The 19,131-nt window shown below is 37.0% G+C and carries 18 protein-coding genes; 5 read left to right on the top strand and 13 right to left on the bottom strand.

The window, feature by feature from the left end; all coding sequences use genetic code 11:
- Positions 1-67 precede the first annotated feature (67 nt).
- The 11 genes from ACMAYX_RS01300 to ACMAYX_RS01250 form a co-directional block, all read right to left on the bottom strand.
- Positions 68-475 carry a hypothetical protein gene (locus ACMAYX_RS01300; RefSeq protein ID WP_392992016.1) on the bottom strand — a complete coding sequence of 136 codons (408 nt, stop codon included), beginning with the start codon at positions 473-475 and terminating at the stop codon, positions 68-70.
- Between the two features lie 18 nt (positions 476-493).
- Positions 494-856, bottom strand: coding sequence for a hypothetical protein (locus tag ACMAYX_RS01295; protein ID WP_412469522.1), 363 nt, complete (start codon positions 854-856; stop codon positions 494-496).
- A gap of 142 nt (positions 857-998) precedes the next feature.
- Positions 999-1,517, bottom strand: coding sequence for a lipocalin family protein (locus ACMAYX_RS01290; protein ID WP_412469521.1), 519 nt, complete (start codon positions 1,515-1,517; stop codon positions 999-1,001).
- A 20-nt stretch (positions 1,518-1,537) separates the two neighbouring features.
- Positions 1,538-2,665, bottom strand: coding sequence for an MBL fold metallo-hydrolase (locus ACMAYX_RS01285; protein WP_412471413.1), 1,128 nt, complete (start codon positions 2,663-2,665; stop codon positions 1,538-1,540).
- The gene (locus ACMAYX_RS01280) at positions 2,665-3,765 is read right to left on the bottom strand and encodes an ABC transporter permease (protein WP_412471412.1); all 1,101 of its coding nucleotides are present in this window, start codon (positions 3,763-3,765) and stop codon (positions 2,665-2,667) included. The genes ACMAYX_RS01285 and ACMAYX_RS01280 overlap by 1 nt, the downstream gene beginning before the upstream one ends.
- Positions 3,766-3,842: 77 nt before the next feature.
- Positions 3,843-5,960, bottom strand: a complete 2,118-nt coding sequence (locus ACMAYX_RS01275; protein ID WP_412471411.1) for a 3-hydroxyacyl-CoA dehydrogenase NAD-binding domain-containing protein — start codon at positions 5,958-5,960, stop codon at positions 3,843-3,845.
- A gap of 27 nt (positions 5,961-5,987) precedes the next feature.
- Positions 5,988-7,277, bottom strand: coding sequence for a thiolase family protein (locus tag ACMAYX_RS01270; protein WP_103217178.1), 1,290 nt, complete (start codon positions 7,275-7,277; stop codon positions 5,988-5,990).
- A gap of 125 nt (positions 7,278-7,402) precedes the next feature.
- Positions 7,403-8,422: a hypothetical protein gene (locus tag ACMAYX_RS01265; protein WP_412471410.1), complete on the bottom strand. Its 1,020-nt coding sequence runs from the start codon at positions 8,420-8,422 to the stop codon at positions 7,403-7,405.
- A gap of 139 nt (positions 8,423-8,561) precedes the next feature.
- A complete protein-coding gene (locus ACMAYX_RS01260) occupies positions 8,562-8,813 on the bottom strand; it encodes a Flp family type IVb pilin (RefSeq protein ID WP_103217176.1) in 252 nt (83 codons plus the stop codon).
- 11 nt (positions 8,814-8,824) lie between these two features.
- Positions 8,825-10,153, bottom strand: coding sequence for a hypothetical protein (locus ACMAYX_RS01255; RefSeq protein ID WP_412469516.1), 1,329 nt, complete (start codon positions 10,151-10,153; stop codon positions 8,825-8,827).
- Between the two features lie 13 nt (positions 10,154-10,166).
- Complete coding sequence (locus ACMAYX_RS01250) at positions 10,167-11,510, bottom strand: hypothetical protein (protein WP_412469515.1); 1,344 nt, start codon at positions 11,508-11,510, stop codon at positions 10,167-10,169.
- Positions 11,511-11,707: 197 nt separating this feature from the next.
- Here ACMAYX_RS01250 and ACMAYX_RS01245 point away from each other — a divergent pair, with 197 nt between their 5' ends.
- From ACMAYX_RS01245 to ACMAYX_RS01225, 5 genes are all read left to right on the top strand, one after another.
- A complete protein-coding gene (locus tag ACMAYX_RS01245; RefSeq protein ID WP_103217173.1) occupies positions 11,708-12,610 on the top strand; it encodes a hypothetical protein in 903 nt (300 codons plus the stop codon).
- A 138-nt stretch (positions 12,611-12,748) separates the two neighbouring features.
- A complete protein-coding gene (locus ACMAYX_RS01240) occupies positions 12,749-13,999 on the top strand; it encodes a hypothetical protein (protein WP_412471409.1) in 1,251 nt (416 codons plus the stop codon).
- Between the two features lie 68 nt (positions 14,000-14,067).
- Entirely contained in the window at positions 14,068-14,751 is a 684-nt protein-coding gene (tmk, locus tag ACMAYX_RS01235; protein ID WP_103217171.1) for a dTMP kinase, read from the top strand.
- Entirely contained in the window at positions 14,729-15,580 is an 852-nt protein-coding gene (locus tag ACMAYX_RS01230; RefSeq protein WP_412471408.1) for a hypothetical protein, read from the top strand. Before tmk ends, ACMAYX_RS01230 begins: the two co-directional genes overlap by 23 nt.
- Before the next feature lie 72 nt (positions 15,581-15,652).
- Positions 15,653-17,131 carry a stage 0 sporulation family protein gene (locus tag ACMAYX_RS01225; RefSeq protein WP_103217169.1) on the top strand — a complete coding sequence of 493 codons (1,479 nt, stop codon included), beginning with the start codon at positions 15,653-15,655 and terminating at the stop codon, positions 17,129-17,131.
- Here the strand turns inward: ACMAYX_RS01225 and ACMAYX_RS01220 are convergent.
- Together ACMAYX_RS01220 and asnS are read right to left on the bottom strand one after the other, a co-directional pair.
- On the bottom strand, positions 17,121-17,720 hold the full coding sequence (locus tag ACMAYX_RS01220; protein WP_412469512.1) for a hypothetical protein: 600 nt from the start codon (positions 17,718-17,720) through the stop codon (positions 17,121-17,123). The genes ACMAYX_RS01225 and ACMAYX_RS01220 overlap by 11 nt on opposite strands.
- A complete protein-coding gene (gene asnS, locus ACMAYX_RS01215; protein ID WP_103217167.1) occupies positions 17,710-19,122 on the bottom strand; it encodes an asparagine--tRNA ligase in 1,413 nt (470 codons plus the stop codon). Before asnS ends, ACMAYX_RS01220 begins: the two co-directional genes overlap by 11 nt.
- Between the last annotated feature and the right edge of the window lie 9 nt (positions 19,123-19,131).

Raw genomic sequence — 19,131 nt, 5'->3', positions numbered from 1 at the left:
CTAACTTAATAAAAACAAAAGGGCCCGGTATGGGCCCTTTTATAATCAGATATATAACTTTTAAAAATTATTTACACGAAGAAACTTTTCTCTTAACAGATCTTAAAAGACTCTTTGTCCAAGAACCAAATAGTGGCTTCTTAGTAAGCTTGTAAGAAGACTCTACCTCTTGAACAATCTCTCCATCATTTATAACAAGATCCTTTAGCTTAACACTTGTATAAGCTCCTCTGTAGTGATGTACATCAGAGAAAATTGTCATATAACTCACACTACCTTCTTGTGGTAATTCATTTAAGTTACTGATTTTTGTGAAAGTATAACCTTTATCTTCATAAACTTTCATAACTTTCTGTGTTACATCAGTTCGTCCATCAACATCTGAAAGAACTAAGAAATAATGGCAATCATTCGAACTTGCATTAATGTTAGAAATAACCATTAAAGCAAAAACTAGTTTTAAAATATTCTTCATTTTCTGACCTCTCTGTTATTAATCAATTCTTTCTAAATTTACTCTTAATCCCATTCCAGTGTTAAGATCGATTGTGATCATATCCTGAATACCCATTTGCTTCCAAAAAACTAGATCAACTTTGTGGTTTTCTTCTTCATAGATCATACAGCTGAAAACGATAGATCCATTTTCAACACGATCTTTTTCACAAGTTGTATCAACAGCAAGCTGACCAGCATAATTCATCTTAAGATTGTATTTCTCACCAGCTACGATTTGCGTAACTTCAACATTCTCATTTCCAACGAGGGCCTTATCCATTTCATTTTGACCTGAGTATGTAGCCGAATAAGCTGAAAATGCAGTCAGTGATAGTAGAACGAGTAATAATTTTTTCATAAATAATCTCCATTACTATAATTTCTTGAATTTACTTTCTTAACTAAACAAGTTCACAATACAGTATAAAGAGAAATAGTGTGAAAAATTGAAATAAATATACATATGATCAAAAAATAAACGAATCTAACTATCTGAAATTTTATCGGTGCGGGATAAGGATGAGTTCGCTTGTGTTGTAACCAAGCTCATCTAATTGCTTGATGGCCTTAGCAACTGTTTTAGAAGCATAGTCATTGCTGTATTTTCTAGACATGATCCACAGGTACTTTTCATCAGGGACGCCGATGGCCACCCACTCGTACTTTGGATCAAGAGCAACGACAAGGTAATCAAATTTAAGAGGCCAAAAAAGCTGAATCTTCCAATGGGCATTGGTTTTTGTATCCTCGATCCAGGCCTTTTGTGTGAGGACTTTTTGTTCTCCATCTAGAGAGTCTTTATTAAAAACAAAGTTAACGTCGATACGCTTCTCTTTTTCATTCCACGTATAAGTCTCAACTGAATTATGTTGGCCTTCTTCTAGAAATGTACCTCTTGCCGCTAGTACGAACCAATCCCCCATGAAGCGATCAATATCAACATAGTCCACTGTTTTATGATAAGTAGTCGAGCTACAACTTAAGAGAAAGAAAGATACGATTAAGATAAGAAACTTCAAAAGGCCTCCTACTATTTGGATTACCACCACTTCTTTGTAACATATTCTTGTTCATCAAAAGAGACAATTTCTCCTAACTTTGGTGCCATTAGCTTAAGAACACCTTGCTGAGCATATTCATCTAACTTCAAGATCGGATCATCCCATGTATGAAATGAAAGTGAAAATGCACCCCAATGAATTGGGAAGTAGTATTTCGCGTTGATATCGGCATAGGCCTTAGGCCACTCTTCAGGAAGTAAGTGTACCGCAAACCAGTCTGGATTATATTGACCAGATTCCATAAACGCCACATCAAATGGACCTAGACGACTTCCGATTTCCTTGAAATGAATATCGTAGCCAGTATCACCACTAAAGTAGAGGTTATTATTTTGAGTCTTTACAACCCATGATGCCCACAGAGTCGTATTCTCATGGGCCTGATCACGCCCTGAGAAGTGCTGGGCAGGCGTGGCAGTAAACTTAATCCCGTCAAACTCGACATCTTGCCACCAATCGAGCTCTGTTATACGGGAATCAACAAAACCCCATCTTTTTAAGTGTGAACCTACTCCAAGAGGCGTAATAATTTTGACGTCTTTCTTTTTGGCGAAGAATTTCATCGTCGTCATATCAAGGTGATCATAGTGATCGTGAGAGATAATAATATAATCAATTTCTGGAAGCTCTTCTAAACTAAGCACAGGAGGTGCAAAGCGCTTTACGAATAAAGGAACAGGAGATGACGAGCCCGAAAAGATCGGATCAATTAGAACAATCTTTGAATCGATATTTAAAAGAATCGTTGAGTGACCAAACCAAATCGATTTAACGTGATCTGACTTTTCTAAGAATATCTTCATATCAGGCTTTATAGAAGGCAAAGTTTTTTCAGGATAGCGCCCTCCGCCCTTTCCTAAGAATTCAATAAACTTAGAAAGGCCAAAACCATCTTTTTGAATTGGTTGCTCTTTTGTTATATTAGGCCTGCGATTGACAAAGACCTGCTTAGAAGAATCGAAGTTTTCCGACTTTTCAAATGTTCTTAACTCATTCTTATTTGGGTGGGCCCCAAGAGAAGACATAAATACAGAAGCAACTTTACTCATACCTGTACATCCAGAAAAATTTAATAAGATAAATAATAGAAGAATATTTTTAAACATTAAGTTCCTACTTTTTTAACAAAACTAATGAAATTCCCATTATCCTTGAAAAATCTCCAATTAGAAAAAAGAGTGAAGATTACTGTAATAATCACAGGTACCAAGAATGAAAATACGAACGACGAGGCCGTAAATCGAACAGGTAGTGAACGATCAACAAACATTGCCGGCATGATAACAGGAGAAAACTGCGCTAATAGCTTTAATACAATAAAACTCAGAAGATTACCTAAAGCAATTGCACAAACTGTAATAATGGCAATATTAAGTCCCCCATACTTCTTAATCTGATCCATACTCATTCCAAGGATCCAAAAAGAAGCAAAGTCATTTCTAACTCTTGCATAGAAAATTGAAAGCCCTGAGATAATCGAAAATGTAACAAGAACAATCGTTGCTAAAAATAAAAAGAGAACCACATTATTTTCTAGCGCCAGAGCATAAACAAGATTCTGATTTAACTGTTCCCATGTTTTAAAGCTTGCACCTTTTGAAGTTAAATACTGCTTGAGCTCTCCTGCTTCAGCGGCACCCAAAACACTATAAACCCTCAGTTTATTGTAACGGCGTGATTTTGCAATTGAGAACGCACTATAAGCATGTCCCCAGGCGTGAAGTTCATCGATATCTGGGTCCATTGAATCAGTGAAATTTTCAATCATCAGTGACTTAAAACGAGGAAGCTCACCAAAGAAAACATCTGTATGGGCCGGAGAAATAAATTGAATCTTATCATCAAGTCCTGCATAAATCTTTCGACCTAAATAAGGTGATAAGAGGATTTCTTCTCTTGCAGGCCAATGATCAATGGCCTTAGGTAAAATCGTAGAAGTCTCACTTGCAACACCATGAAAAATAACAGGTGCTAAGTAGCCTTCAAGACGAATAAGGCCCTCTATTTCATACTCAAATGAATATCTTAATTTATTATCATCTAAGTAAGACTGTGTTTTTTCAAAGTCGAGATCTTTTGGAAGATCAATAATGTATCGGCCAAGAGTTTGCTTTCCACGCTCGATGCGATTGGTTTGAAGTCCTTTAAGAACTGACTGAACACTTAGGAGTGAAAAGCTTGATATGATAAGACTCGCCAAGGCCATAATAAGTAGCCTTTGGCGAGTCTTAGCTTTAAATAAGTAATTTAGAAAAAATCTAAAAAAACTTAGAAACATTTAATCTATAACTCGTAAAAAGTTGAGTTTTCATCAGCAAGCTTATTAATAAGTGCGCATGGAGTGAACCTGGCCTTACTTACACTTTCAGAAAACTTAAGCATTTCATCTCTTAAACGAGTGATCCCTTGAGTGTCTGCATATCTTAGAAGACCTCCTCTAAACGGAGGGAAACCGATACCAAAGATTAGACCTAAATCAACGTCTTTTGCTTTTGCAACGATTTTATCTTCAAGTGTTGTAGCAGCTTCATTAATCATTGGAAGAAAGATTCTCATTTGAATCTCTGTTTCACTCAGCTTCTTAGACGCTTTTGGAAGCATATTCCAAGCTTCCTGGTTAGGACCAGTTGGCTTACCTTTTTCATCGTATAGGTAGAATCCCTTAGCATTTTTCTTTCCAAAGAATTCTTTTTCAAGCATTTGTTTTCCAATACCATTTGAAGCTTGACGCTCACCTAGTCCCTCATAGATGATTTTAGAAACCTTATCACCTACATCGATCCCAACTTCATCAAGAAGTCTAAAAGGCCCCATTGGCATACCAAAGTTTAGACAAGCATCATCGATATCTTTGATTGAAACACCTTCTTCTAATAAGAAGCCTGCTTCATTCATATATGGCATAAGAATTCGGTTAACAAGGAATCCTGGGCCATCGTTAACAACAACTGGAGTCTTCTTAACTTTTACTACCCAATCATAAAGTGACTCAATCGTTTCATCAGAGACACCATCGTGTTTAATAATTTCTACAAGTGGCATCATGTGAACAGGGTTAAAGAAGTGTAGACCTGCAAATCTTGAGTTATCTTCAAGCGCACTTGCCATCTCTTGAACTGAAAGAGATGAAGTGTTTGATGTAAGGATCGTGTCTTTACGAACTTTAGTTTCAGTTTCAGCAAAGACCTTCTTTTTAATATCCATATTTTCAACAACGGCCTCAATCACAAGGTCTGTGTGTTCAAATCCACGGTAATCTGTTTGAGCACTAATTGATCTCATTTTGCGCTCAAAATCATCGTGAGACATACGCTTTCTTTTTACTGCACCAGCAAAGTTACTTGAAGCTTGTTTAAGACCGAGCTCAAGTCCAACTTGATTAAGATCTTTCATGATTGGAAACATATCATTCTTTGCCATAAGCCAAGCGATACCACCACCCATTGTACCTGCACCAAGGCAAGCACCACGACGAAGCTTTCTTCCAACACCTTTTGCATCATCCATTTTCTTAGATCCTTCCATTAGGAAGAAGATATGGCGAAGGTTCTTTGATTGTTCACCAATACATAACTCTCCAAAAGCCTGAGCTTCAGAAGTTAAGTAAGATGTGCGACCTTTCATTACTCCAGCTTCCATCACATCAAGAATTTTTAGAGGAGCTTGGTAGAAACCTTTAGTTTTCTTTAAAACTGATTCACGTGCCTTTTGAAAAATAATCTTCTTTGTGAATACATTATCAGTTGCAGCGTCTTGCATCTTATCCATGAATCCACGCTTATCAACTTTCTTTTTGAAATGGTTTGGTGCAAGATCAACAAGACGCTCTTTTGCGTATACCTCGTCAACAAGTCCAGATCTCTTTGCTTTTTTAGCATTAAGAGTTTTTCCCGAAAGGATCATATCAAGAGCAGTTGGAAGCCCTACTGCTTTTGGTAGACGAAAAGTCCCACCAAATCCAGGAATTAGTCCTAACTTAACTTCAGGAAGGCCAAGACCTGTTGCCTTGTCATCACTTACAATTCTTGATTTACAAGAAAGAGCAAATTCAAGACCACCACCAAGACACACACCGTGGATACAAGCAACAGTAGGCATCTTCAAGTCTTCAATGCGATTAAAGATTGTCTGACCTGCTTCAGCTCCTGCTTGTCCATCTGCTGCAGTATGCATGGTATCGAATAATTTAATATCTGCGCCTGCCATGAAACATCTGTCTTTGTGTGAAAAGAAGATTGCTCCATCTAGCTCTTTTTCTTTTGTATGAAGATCTTCAACGATATCTTGAAGCTCTTTTAATGTTTCTTCATCGAAAACAGTCATCGAAGCTTTGTCATTATAACCAAAGCCGATATATGCTTTCTTGTCCTTGATTTCAAAACTGATTCTCTTATATGTCATTGCTATATCCTATATTTTCTAAATTAATTACTTTTGTAAGTTCTCGATAATCATGGCACCACCTTGACCACCACCGATACAAAGTGAAGCAACACCAAATCCTGCTTTTCTCTTCTTTAGCTCATGAGCAAGAGTTACAATTAAGCGTGATCCAGTTGATCCTACTGGGTGTCCAAGAGCGATAGCACCACCGTTAACATTTAGTTTCTCAGCAGGAATCTCACCCCATAATTTATCAATACCAAAGAAGTCAGCAACTTTCTTATCAGTAAATGCTTTCTTAACAGCAATAATTTGTGCAGCAAAGGCTTCGTTAATTTCAATTAGATCCATTTGCTCAAGAGTCATATTAGATCTTCTAAAGACACCATCCATTGCATGAAGTGGTCCCATTCCCATACGCTCAGGCTCTAGTCCATGGAAGTGATAATCAACAACTCTTGCAAGTGGCTCTAGGTTATATTTTTTTACGGCCTCTTCAGAACAGAAAAGAATCGCTGATCCACCATCTGTAATTGGACAGCTATTTCCAACTGTAACAGTTCCTGACTTACGATCAAAGTAAGGCTTCATTTTTGCAAGACCTTCAACAGAAGATTCTTTACGTGGCCCATGATCATTCATAAGTAATTTATCTAATTTTGAACCATAGATCAGTGGCACGATCTCATCAGCAAAACGACCTTCTTCAATGGCCTTAATAGCTTTATGGTGAGACTCATTTGCATAGATATCTTGCTCTTCACGAGTGATCCCAAGTTCACGTGCAAGAAGCTCTGCAGTTTGTCCCATATTTAGGCCACAAAAAGGATCCGTTAAACCTTGTTCAATTGCAATAATTGGAGAAAGGTATGCAGGTTTAAATGTTGAAAGAACTTTTAATTTATCACCAGTTGTTTTTGCTTTCATAAGTGAAGCAAAAAGCTCAGTCATTTGCTTCCCATAAATAAGTGGCATATTTGACATTGACTCTACACCACCAGCAACAACGACATCACAACGTCCACTTGCTACTTTAATGAAAGCTTGAGAAGCGGCCTCAAGTCCTGAAGCACAATTTCTGTGAACAGAGTAACCAGAAGTCTTCTTATGAAGGCCTGCCTCTAGTGCAATAACACGTCCTACGTTTGGATACTTTGCAGGAGTACCTGTGTTTCCAAAAATAACCTCATCAACTTCATCGTCACCGATTGAAGTTCCATCCATAATATGGCGAACAAGGTAAGCACCTAAATAAGGGGCTTGAATATCTTTAATTATAGTTCCGGCTTTTGCATGAGGAGTTCTCACTGCCTCGACAATGTAGACTGGTTTCATTGATGATTCCTTTCTTCAAATTATTTTACTTGCTTAATATTGTAAGGATAATCAGTGGCAATGAAAAGTAAAAAGGCCCCTGAGCGGAGCCTTTTTATGAGAACATGGTTTTTTTAAACAATTGTTTAGAACAGGTATGAAAGTCCAACACCTAAAGTAAATGTGTCAGCATTTTCAATATTTCTAGCTTGGTCAACTAATGCCTTCTGGTTAGTTGAACCATTGTATTGTGCTTCTTCACCAAGTCTAAAAATATTCTTTTCGTAAGATAGGCCAACTTGTGCGCTAAATTCTTTAGCAAAATTAACTTCTGCTCCAAGAGATGCACTACCTGATACATACTTCATCGATTGCTTAGTCTCGTTATAAGTATCAACTGGGTTTTGGATTTCAAAAGATCCAAAGTGAATTCCAGTTCCAACACTTAAGTATGGTTTAATCTTAGCTGAACGTGAGAAATAAAATTTACCATATCCACCAAAGTTAAACTCATTATATGAAATCTCATCATTTTGAGAATAAGAGTTATAAGCATTATAGTTATTATAATTATAGTAACCATAGTTGTTGTAGTTACTAAGCTCATTACCTTGAATAGTAAGGTTCATAAATCCAGCGCTAATTCCGATTGAAACTCTTTCAGAAATAACAGTTTCAACAGAAGCTTGGAAATTGATCCCTGCTGTCCATTCTTTTTGCTCACCAGTAATACTCTTATATCCAGTCTCAATTGTTAGTTTATTGCTAAGTTCTGGAAGTACTGGTTCTGCTACAACAGGAGCGACCGCTTGTACTCTTGCAGGTGCTGCTTGTTGATTATTTATTTCATCCATTGCCTTAAGTTGTCCCTCAAGTGCCTTTTGGATCTTGTCAGCGATACGCTTTTCTTCTTGTAGACGCATATCCTCAACATTCTTTCTCATCATCTGCTCGTGTTTCTCCTCTAGCTCACGACGTAGCTTTTGGATTTTGTCAGCTTGTGATGGTTTCTTTTTCTTTTTGTAGAACCCGTCGATATTGATTTCGTCAGTATGAACAACTTGATCTGTTTCACTTAATAATGGATCGTCTTGTTGTCCATATGAGGCTGCACTTGAAATTAGAAGTGCGGCCAATACGGCCGAGTTAATCATTGTTGTTTTCATGATGTTCTCCCTGTCTCTTTTAAATAGAGTTACAGTTTCTTATAACACATTGCGAGATTAATCTGTTCAAAAGCGAACGCTGATGAAATAATTTCATGAAAACGGAAAAAGTTCTTTAAAATTAAATAGTTAGAACTGTCTAACGAAGCCTGAATGTGCGAAATTTCTTAGGATCGACCTCATTGGAGCCATCAATTCCGATAGTTTTAAGAAAACAAAGAGGATTTATACTACCTTGTTGGCATGCTTCAGGGTCGGCCTTGAAGCGAGCATCAAGAGTTTGAAAGACCGCAAAGAGAATAGAGACGACGGCCACTAGAAGTAGAAGATACTCAACTGCGGTTTGACCGCTTTGTGATTTTAGAATGGTTGTAGTGTAGCTTCTCTTCATTATACCTATACTTAAATAAAGGTTTTAAAGTCACGTGCCTCTAATAATGTTTGTGTGATACCTAAGTTATTCTTCTTTAGTGGCCCATGGTAGAAGACGCCTTTTGCAGACTCGAACTTACCAGCTTGACCCATTCTAAACTTAAGATTAATCCTTGAGCCAGAATTAATCACACTGTGATTACGAAGCATGCAAGTTTCATTTGTCAGTTTACCTTTTAAAAGAGTGTCGTTTTTATCAATTATCTGGTTATCTAAAAGAAATTGATGAAGTTCTTTTTCGCAGAAATCATACTTTAAGCAGTCATCAAATTGTTTAAACATTTTAATCTGACAAGTACCATCCAAGCTTATTTCTTTCCTGATAAAGACGATATCACCACCAAATGAACTTTCATTAAAGTAGTAGTAATCAGCACTGATTAGCTTATCGGCCAAGGCATAATCCAGCTTCACACAGCGATAGAGGTCAGTGATATTATGAGCGATATTTAATTTGTCTAAATTAGAGCTAAAAATTGCGATCTTTTGAGGCGCGACGACCCCTGAAAAAGACGACAATTGTGCCGCCCAAGGTCTTCTGCTAGAAAAGCTAAATTCTTCAACGATATCCTCAAAGCTACTTCCTCCTAAACATTCAATAGTCTTTGTGGCCTGCTCTTCTTTTTCAAGTTGCCACTGAAACCTAAAGCGAGGAGATAACATAAGGATAAAGAAGTATATTGTTTCAAGATCTGAAAATGTTAGCTCTAATGTCTTTGTATAAACACAGCGAAAGCAACTAGCAAATCGTTGAAGGTCTTTATTAAGTCTTAAATGTTTTTTAAAAATTTCATAAATATCATGAATATAATTTGGAAGAGCAGATCTTAGAGTATTAACTGTCACCTGATGGAATGTTTTATAACGACACAAAGACTCTCCAAGGCGCTTAACAGAAGACATGAAATCTTGGTCAAACTTCTCTTGATCAATTTCTTCAATTCTTAAACGATTGATAAACTCATTATAAAGCTCAGGAAAATGACGACAAATCTGAGAGAAGTTTAAATAAGGACTAAGTCCTGCACAAAGCGTTTGCTCGCTCTTATATTTTAAATAAAAAGGAGCGTGAACAAATGAATCCTTATCAAAGATTGTCGAATCTAATTCGAGATCACTGGCCCAAGCTTCAATAAATGCTAAATCTAAAGGCCCAAAGAACTTAAAATAAGGATCACTTGCCTTAATTCTTTTATCCCTCAAATAGATTGCACCAAATCCACTTTTAAGAATTTGAGTTGCTGTTAAAAAACTAGCAATATTATTTCCAATGACGAGAGTATCTATTTTTTTATTCATATATTATATTTTTTTAATTCGTTAATAATGCGATAAGTTTGCGTTTGGCCATTTCACTTTCTTTAATCATATCAGAAATCAACTCATTGGCCATCTTATTGGTGCTAGTGCTTTTTATAATTGAATAGGCATCATTCATATTATTAATCACACCAACGCCAACCCCAGACTTTACAATAGTATCGTACTCTGTCGAGCGCTTTACATTTGGCCCACAAAATATATTTGCCCCAGCAACAAAGGGTTCTAGTACAGAGTGAATCCCCTTCCCATGTCCTCCACCTACAAAGACAGTTCGGAAATAAGGATAGATCTCACATAATATGCCTCTAAGAGTGGATATAATGAGTCCAGGTCTTTGCTTATAATTTGAGATAAATGAGTCTATTTGATTATTTTCAATGATTTCTTTTGTCAGCATATGAATTGATAAATCAGGGCAATGCTTTAATATAAGCACTTTTAAATTTTCAATATTATCTTCTTTGAGTACATGCGGGGCCATAAAGACAAATAACTCACCTGCTCCTATCAGCTTGCAAAATTCTTGATCAGAAAAAGCATCCATTTCAACAGGCCAAGTCTGGGCCAAGCAGATTCTCTTTTCATATTCGGCCAAAGATAAGAGCTTATTCAAGTCCTCATATAAAGAATGTCTTCGAAAGAAGTGCTGACGAGAATCAATTTGCAACATTCTAAGCTCAATTGGGTGCTCTAGTTTATCAGCGCTAATATCTTTACCGATAATCATATAGTCTTCATTAGTTGCACAAATAATCTTACTAAACATTGAATAGATATACTTCTTAAGGCCAGGTAAGCGTAATTCACTAATATCTGTGGTCTTTATACGTGAGCTTTTAACAGTTGCTGAAAAAAGAATAAATTCTTTCATTTTAGAGCCAAGATAAAGTAGCTCTGGAAAAAAGTCATAACGAACCATCATCATTTTCTTTGCGCTCGACCAAGCAATGATATTCTGGCGTGAAAGAAGCGGGAAATAAATCATCAGAGGCAAACGTAAATAACGAATATTCTCTCTATTGGCCTGATAGTAATCAATAACCTTATGCTCAACACTTGGAGATGTGAAAATTAGCTCAACATTCTTGCCCAAAGAGATAAGCTCGTCGGCCAAAGGTCTAATCTGCTCAAACTCTCCTTCACTTGAGAAGTGAAAGACACAGTGTGCTTTTTTTCCAAATCGAGCAAAGGGCCTACAACCTTCATCTCGATAATTCTTTCTTTCAAAGGAGACTCGAGCGTAGAAAGGTCCCACTTTTAATAGATAAAGCACAAAAAATAATGGATAGAGCGCAATTCTTACAATTGCCTGAATAAGAAAAATCAATAACATAGGTATATTATAATGAGGTTTTTTCTAATATAGAAGCCAAAATAAGGTCCATTTGACACCAAAGTAATTAAATCAACATATTTTTCTGACATGTTCTTACAAACTGAAATATTAATTCACTAAATTACAATCATTTGTTGCAATTCAATAAAAAAAATTCCAATATCTACAGTCTATAAAAGAAAGAGGGAGAAAAAATGGGAATTTTAAAGGGAGCAATCATTGCATTCGTGGCAGTAAGTTCTATGGCGGCGACATCAACGTCATCAGTATCTGTGCCATCGTCAAGCTCATCAACTTCAACAGCAGCATCTTCAACAGATTCTGCAACAACTTCAGAAGCTTCAACAGGAACTTCATGGTACCAAAAATTAAAAGACTCACCTTTTAATATGCAATACCTAGTTGAAGGTTCTAACAACTTTAAACAATCGATCAATGGTTACAGTTTCTACAACTACTTATACCTTGGTTACAATATCAATAAGACATTCGCAGTTAAGCTTGTTCCATACTGGCAAACAGACTTTACTAAGAGACAAGAGAATGCAGACGGAAGCCGTACAGTTCACCAACAATACGGTGCAACTCAAGCACGTCTTTACGTTAAGAATATCCTAACTGATGAAAAGAACGGTTTTGATCTATACCTACAAAACAGAATTTACTACTACCCAGCAGCAACTAGAAATGGTTCAGGGTACGATGTAAAGAATAGACTTTACCTAATTGGTGGTAAGAAAATCACTGATAACTTCAAGATTGGAACATATGCGTTCTATGAAAATTATATCAGAAATACTGGTTCATCTAAGTTTCTAGAGAACTACTATGCTGCCGTAGCTCCAACTTATTATATCAATGATAAGTGGTATACAGCTCTATCGATTGAGTACTACCGTACAAAGAGAAAAACTGGTGCTACAGAGTCTGAAACTCTTTCACTTTCACCAGAAATTGGTTACTCATTCCCAATCTGTTCTCTATCTGCAGCACTTGCTCTTGAGCCAGTTGACTTCAGAGGTGAAGACCCAGATTTCGTTGATGGTACACTAAAGAATGCTTCTTTAATCGTATCAGCATTTTTCCCAGTTTTTTAATTAACTACTCCATTTTAAATACTTACGAAGCCGACTTTAATAGTCGGCTTTGTTTTTTTAAGTCTTTATTAAACTACAGGCAAAAATTTCCGATAAACCTAATAGAAAGTGATTAATCTAATCAGGGTTTGAGGATTTATGGCCACTAGTACAAAGAAAAAAGTTACTGAATACCTACTTACGAAAGAACAAATTTCAGGAGGACTCTATGAGCCTAATGAAGTCTACTTTATCAAAGATGGTGGCAAGGAACTTGGGCCATTTTGGCAAGAAGATCTAAAGGAATTTATTGAAGAATACTCATTATTTAACCAAAAGGTCTTCGTAAAAAGCATGTTGGAAGAACAATGGTCTGTCATTACGGCCCATCCTCTATTTCAAAGAAGAAGGCCAGAGATCATTAAAGAGTTTCAAGTTGATGAAGACGACCAATTCTTTATACTAAGAAGCAATAAGAAAGACGGGCCATATAAGAGTAGTGAAATTATGGCAATGCTAGATTCTCTAGAACTACTCTACACTGACTTTATTTCTGTCGATAACGGACAAAGTTGGGGAACAATTCATGAATTTGAAGTATTTGATCGTCGCAGCCGCTCAAACGAAAGTTTACCAGAATCGCCTCAAGGTCATATTTTTAAAAACTCAATCTTAGACGCAGACAAAGCAATTGAGCTATCTAAGCAAGACTCTGAAGATCGTGAATTCATTTACGATCTTGCTTATATTGGAAATCAAAAGCTAAACCCAAATAAAGCATCAATTGACGATTTTGAACAAAAAGAAAAATCAGACCCAGCGACAATGTTTCGTTTAGGAGCATTTGCTGCAAGTTTTGTATTTGTATTTGCTATCTTCTTTGTATTTAGCAAGATGTCTGGAACGCCTGATGTTCCTGTTGCAAAAACGAAGAAAACGGCCAGAACACAAACAAAGAGAACTCCTGCAGCACAGGTGCAAAAGAAGCCTTCAGCAAAGACAGTGACTAAAACTTCAAGAAGAAGAGAAGCTCCAAGCGCCTTTAAGAAGAGAGCGCAAAATAGGCGTCAAATTACAAAAGGTAACGATTCAATTGGAAACGCTGACTTTCTATCTGAATCAAGGCAGATGAATGATGCAGTAATGGACCCTGCTGATCTTCCACCAGAGGTTATCTTCGATGATGCCAATGAGGCACTAGAGTTAGATCCTGTACGAGAGAGAATCTCAAAAGAGACATTTGATCCACCAGAGCAAGAGCTAAATAATTATGACGAGCTTGATGCGGCACGAGAAATCGTTGATGAGTATCTAGATCGCTCGCCTGCGGCCGGTGCAAACCCAGATGAATCACCAGGACTTAGTGATGAATTCACACCTGAAGATGCTATAGAAGGTGAACAATTCTAATAGGTTGTCTCCATAAAAATTGAAAGAATAAGTAGTCAATAATTGATTGTTTATGTTACTTTTAAGTTATGGAACACACTAAAGATATCACGCAACTAACTAATGTATTTCGCCAAGCGGCCTTCCCTGGATCATTCTTCTTCAGCTTTGAAGGAATTGAAGGCTCAGGAAAATCGACACAAATTGTAAAAATCAAGGATTACCTTGAAGATAAAGGCTTTAACGTTATCGTTATTCGCGAACCAGGCGGAACTGCTTTCGGTGAAAAATTAAGACAGGCCATTTTAACTTCTAATACAGATATTCACCCTGCAGCAGAAGCACATTTATTTGCGAGTGCTCGTGCACAAAATCTACATGCACTGATTTTGAAAGAGCTCGATTCACCAAATACAGTAGTAATTTGTGACAGATTCCTAGATAGCTCGATTGCGTATCAAGGAGTGGCAAGAAAACTAGGGCCAGAGTATATCTTAAATATTCACTCAAGCTTTCCATTAAATATTGTCCCTCATAAAACATTCTACCTAAGAATTGATTTAGAAAAATCACTAGAGAGACAACGTTTAAGAAATATGCCAAAGGACTACTTTGAGTCACGTGACAATAGTTTTCATCAAGACCTGATTGAAGGATATGATTATTGTGCACAGATCTTTCCTAATCGTATTGCAACAATCGATGGAAGTGCACAGCTTGAATCAGTCACTCAGAAACTAATTGAAGAGATTGAAACGATTATTAATGGATAATTCTTCAAAAGTTAAAGATATTCCATTTGAAGCGCTTTTTGCTCGTTACAAAGAGCAAAAATTGGCCCACTTCTACACTCTTCATACAGGTGGTCACCGTGAAGTTTCGTCCAAAGACGAAATTCTGCAAGAATGGGCCAATAAATTTCTAATAAATATTCTTTGCTATGAGAATGGTTGGGAGCCAGCTCACGCCAAAGAAGTTCTCGAGCGTGGACATGAGGATATTCTCTTTGTCTCAACAGACCAGAAGTCCTATAAAGTTAGCGATGACAGTATTGAGGAATTCTTCAATTTCATCCGTTTCAAACCTTCGAAACTTAAATATTCATTTACGATTTTTAAACAATCGCAAAAGATCACTCAAATACTAGCAAATAAGCTACTCAAAACACTTGAAGAGCCACCAGAAGGCCATATTTTCGTCTTTATCAAATCAAATGATGAAAAGACTCTTCCTACAATTGATTCAAGAACAATCAAAATCAACATTGTCTCTCACTATCATAGTAGTATTGAGCGTAGAACGAATATGAGCTTTTCTGATTTCATCACAAAAGAATGTGAGGATGAAGCGTTGGCCAAAACTCTATCAACGATCAGGCCAAATAATCTTCAACTAGATGAGTTAAGAGACCTAATTAAAGAAGAACCAAGCAGAGAAGCAAATATACATCACTTAGTGGCCTCACATATGAATCAGAGCAATAACTATAGCTTCGATGATGCTCAAAGCTGTCTAGATGCGACAAAGGCCTCAACTTTTGAAATTCCATTTAATGGTTCATCTAAATCACGACTAGCACGTCTACTTCAACTTGTGATTTAATGCAATTTGGCTAGACATAAGCTACCAATAATACGACAATTGAAGCTACTCAAAAAAAATTGATGGGACAAAATGACGAACCAAGATCAGCAAGATATATCTGAATCACATGACAATGATAAGTCAGGTGGTAAGAAGAAAGTAAATAAATTCAACAAGCATGATGATAAACTTGCTAAAGAGCAAGATGGTAAATTCGAAGAAGGTCAAACACTTACAATGGTAAGAGTTCGCTTCCCAGGAAATGCTAAAAGTCAGCCTTTCTTACTAGGTAAGAGAAAATTCACATACGGACAAAAAGTAATAGCGATGAGTGACAGAGGAATGACTGTTGGTTATATCAACTCTTTCCCATACGAAGTCACATTCGATAAGTCGATGCTCCCTATTCGTTCAATTTCAAAAGTTGCAACTCAGGAAGATATCGACGAACAAAAGAGTTATTTGAAAAAAGAGAACGAGGCCGAAATCATCTGCCTTCGCCTCATTGAAAAGTACAATCTAAATATGAACTTAACACACGTTGAGTTTATTCAATTTGGAAAAAAGGCCGTATTCTACTTCACTGCTCCAGAGCGTGTAGACTTTAGAAATCTTGTAAAAGACCTTGTGTCAGAGATTAAGATGAGGATCGAGCTTCGCCAAATCTCAGTAAGAGATCGTGCTGCGGCACTTGGTGCAACAGGAGCTTGTGGACTTCAAACTTGTTGTTCGTACTTCTTAACAAACTACGGAAACGTATCCATAAAAATGGCAAAGAATCAAAACCTTGCCCTAATTCCTTCAAAAATTAATGGTGTTTGTGGACAAGTTAAGTGTTGTATCAAATACGAAGATGATGTTTACACAAATAAGAGAGAATTCCTTCCAGGAGAAGGATCTTATATCCGCACTAAGAATGGTGATATCGGAAAGGTTTTAAAGCTTCATATTCTATTAGAACAATTTGAAATGTTAACTGATAGAGGCTATATCCGTCGCTATTATAAGAATCAATTTGATAAAAAACGTTGTCGTCCACCTAAAGAATGGAGCTTCCCTACTGAATTTAGATCAATCACAAAAGAAACTTCGACAATTATTGGAATTGAGGAGTTAGAAGAAGAGCTACGTCTAAGAAAGCAGGCCTTCCTTAAGAGCCTAAATAACGATAGTGATAGCGATGATATTGAAGAAGATGCGCACGAGTTATTTGATGATGAAGAAGAATCAAATAATAGTGACGACGAGGATATTGAGAAGATTCCATTAGATTCAACTGAAGATGAATCGGACAATATTCCAAAGCAAAAAATTGAAAAGAAGCGCCATAATAACAATCGTCCAAAGCGTCGCCCAACAAATAGAAATGAAAAAGGTGACAAAGATAGTGATGATAGGCCTAGAAACAGAAGGCCTCAGGATAAAAATGCACAATCTGAAGATGGCCAAAATAAGTCACAAAACAAGAATCGCAATCGCAATAGGAACCGCAATAAATCAAAAAGCGGAAACTTCCGTAAACCTTCTGGTGATAAACCAAAGAATACGGAAACAAAATCTAATCAATAATTCTTTTTAAAGATGTATAACAACGATGGTGAGGGAAATGATTTTCCCTCACAATTTCAAGCCCTGAGATAGCTTTCAAATATTTTACATTAAGCATCTCATCTCTCTTATCCACTATAACAGAAGCGTTAATCTTCTTTAGTAGAACTCCCTCATTTAAGGCCAAAATCTCTGCGTAAACCCCAAGTTCGACATAGGAACGAACTCGAGTCTTGAGTGGCGCAAGTGAAGGAATAGGAAGACGAGATAGCGCTCCCCTTGCTGATGCCTTAACAAATTTAGTAAGCAAATTACGTGGGTAAAACGCAGGGGCGACGTAAGTAATTTTACAATTTCTTATATCAAGATTCTCATTTTGAATTAACCACTCAATAAGTAAGGCCGCCAAAGAATGAGCAACGATACTAGATCGCCCGTTTTCCTTAAATACTTTTCTAATTCGCTCTAAATCCTTTTCAATATCAGGACGAGAATTCTTGTTGAAAGAAAGTGAGATAAATTTAACATTTGGGTTTGAAAAGATGAAAGATGCCGGGGCCTGATTAAGCCCCGGAAAAAATATAATCGTTTCGCGATTTTTAGAAGTCACAATTTCCTGGAGTTCTTGGAAATGCAATAACGTCACGGATATTGCTCATACCTGTGATGTACATAATTGCACGCTCGAAACCAAGTCCAAATCCAGAGTGAGGAGCTGAGCCAAATTTACGAAGCTCTAGGTACCACCAGTAACCTTCTTTCTCCATTCCCATCTCATCCATACGCTTTGTAAGTTTATCAAGATCTTCCTCACGTTGAGATCCACCAATAAGCTCACCAATACCTGGAACTAAAACGTCCATCGCACGAACTGTTTTCCCATCATCGTTTTGCTTCATATAGAAGGCCTTACAATCTTTTGGGTAATCCGTAACAATAACAGGTGATTTAAAGTGTACATCTGTTAAATATTTCTCGTGCTCAGTTTGAAGCTCTTCTCCCCAATTTGTCGGGAATTCAAATTTTGCACCTGAAGCAGATAGAATTTCAATTGCTTCAGTATAAGTAATTTTCTTAAACTCACTATCGCGAACTGCCGCTAGTGTTTCAAAATGATTCTTATCAACATCAGTAAATGGCATTGAATAAAGGAATTCAAGTTCTTTACGACAATGTGTAAAGGCATACTCGATCATATACTTAATATAATCAGCAGCAAGTTCGGCCACATCCTCAAGGTCAGCAAATGCAACTTCTGGCTCAATCATCCAGAATTCCGCAAGGTGGCGCTTAGTATTTGAATTTTCAGATCTAAACGTTGGACCAAAAGTATAAACCTTTCCAAGTCCTAATGCGTGACACTCACCTTCTAGTTGTCCAGTTACACATAGTGAAACATCTTTACCAAAGTAATCTTTAGCGAAGTCAACTTCACCCTTATCCGTTTTTGGAGGATTGTGCTTATCAAGCGTTGAAACATTAAACATTTCTCCAGCACCTTCACCGTCAACTGCAGTGATAATTGGTGAGTTTAGGTAGAAGAAACCTTTATCATCAAAGAACTTGTGAGTTGCCATAGCAAGTGCGTGACGAACACGAAAAACTGCTCCAAATAGATTTGTTCTAACTCTTAAGTGAGCAATATCTCTTAAGTGTTCAAGTGAAGTACCTTTCTTTTGTAGAGGATAAGAATCATCAACTGCACCAATTACAGTACCAGTTGTCGCCTGCATCTCAATTGTCTGCCCCTTACCTTGAGACTCAACAACCTTTCCAGTAATTGATACACAAGTACCAGTTAACATAGTCGAAAGGGCCTCATAATTTTCGATACCACCATCAGCTACAATTTGTAGTAGATCCTGAGAAGATCCGTCATTTAAAACAATAAAAGAAAATGCTTTTGATTTTCTTACCGAACGTACCCATCCTTTAACAGTTACAACAGAGCCGATAAAGTCAGATGCCTGATCAAATAATTGCTTAAGTTCGATGCGCTTTAATTGTGTCATTTAAATACC

Source organism: Halobacteriovorax sp. RT-2-3 (genome assembly GCF_047085075.1).
GTDB lineage: Bacteria > Bdellovibrionota > Bacteriovoracia > Bacteriovoracales > Bacteriovoracaceae > Halobacteriovorax_A.
This window is presented reverse-complemented; position numbering and strand designations above follow the sequence as displayed.